We start from the raw sequence: 1,214 nt of genomic DNA, 5'->3' as shown, positions 1-1,214 counted from the left end.
ACGTAGCGCTTCAGGCAGCGGCGGATCTCGCGGTTGCTGCGGCCTTCGGCGCGCCGTCGGGCGACGTAGTCGCGGGTGGTGGGGTCGTAGCTCATGCGGCTGCGGACGGCGATGTCGAAAGCCCGGTTGAGCTGGCGGTCGCCGGATCGGGAGAGCCGGTGGCGGCTGGTGTTGCCCGATGATGCGGGCAGCGGGGCGATGCCACCGAGTGCGGCGAAGGCGGCTTCGGAGCGGACGCGTCCTCGGTGGGAGTAGGCGCAGACGATGATCGCGGCGGTGACCGGTCCGAGTCCGGGGACGGCTTGCAGGCCGGGGGCGAGTTGCTCGGTCAGGGTGCCGAGCTGGCGGTGGTTCTCCTTGAGCAACGCGGTCTGCTCGAGGACGGTGACGGCGAGGCGACGCGCCTCGCGACGGACGATCCCCGCCGCATCGCCCGTGGCTGTGCTGCGGGTGGTGCGCCAGGCAGCGATGCTCCGCACCTGGGTGTCGGTGACGGGCTTGCGCGCGTCGACGTCGAGGTCGGTGCTGCGCAGCAGGGCGGTGAGGGCGTTGCGGTTGGCGGTCCGCTGCTGGTCAGTGATCGAGCGGGCGGCGAGCAGGACACGCAGCGCGGCACGCGGTCCGGCCTGGCGGGGCCTAGCCAGAGTGTCGTGGTCCCGGCCGATCACCGACCGGGCGGCGGCCTCGGCGTCGAGGGCGTCGGACTTGCCGGCGTGGGCGTGGGTGGAGCGGGCCGCGGGCCGGACCTCGGCGACGTCGATGTGCCCCTCGAGCAGGGCGGCGGTGATGCCGGCGCCGTAGGAGGAGGTGCCTTCGACGGCGGCCAAGACCGGGCCGTGGCTGCGCCGCTGGATCCAGCTAACCGCGCGGGCGTTGCCGGCCTTCGAGGTCGGGAACGTCGCGGTGTCGATGATGGCGGCGGTACGCGCGTGGAGCAGGCAGTAGGTGTGGGTGCGGGCGTGGGTGTCGATGCCGACGACGTGATCGACGGTCTCGGCGACGATGGCCATGGGTCTCCTCGGGGTGAGCGGATCTGGAACGGTCAGCTCGGCCCGTGGTCGCTCAGAGACAGATCTGTAATGAGTCACGCCCGTCGTTGTCGGCGGGTGGACAAGCTTCTTATCAAGGCATCTGAGCGGGAGGGCCGAGCTCCGGCCGGCACGTGGACATGTCATTTTCAGGACACCACCCAAGACGGCGGGTCGGAGATACCC

At 71.3% G+C, this 1,214-nt stretch carries 1 protein-coding gene; it reads right to left on the bottom strand.

The genetic code is table 11. The features are described from left to right. On the bottom strand, positions 1 to 1,010 hold a 1,010-nt coding region (locus ACYVOF_RS19900; RefSeq protein WP_460869635.1), incomplete at its 3' end, for an IS110 family RNA-guided transposase. Positions 1,011 to 1,214 lie beyond the last annotated feature (204 nt).

The organism is Rhodococcus aerolatus, from assembly GCF_054783215.1.
The sequence above is the reverse complement of the archived record's forward strand: the minus strand, read 5'-3'. Positions and strand labels throughout refer to the sequence as shown.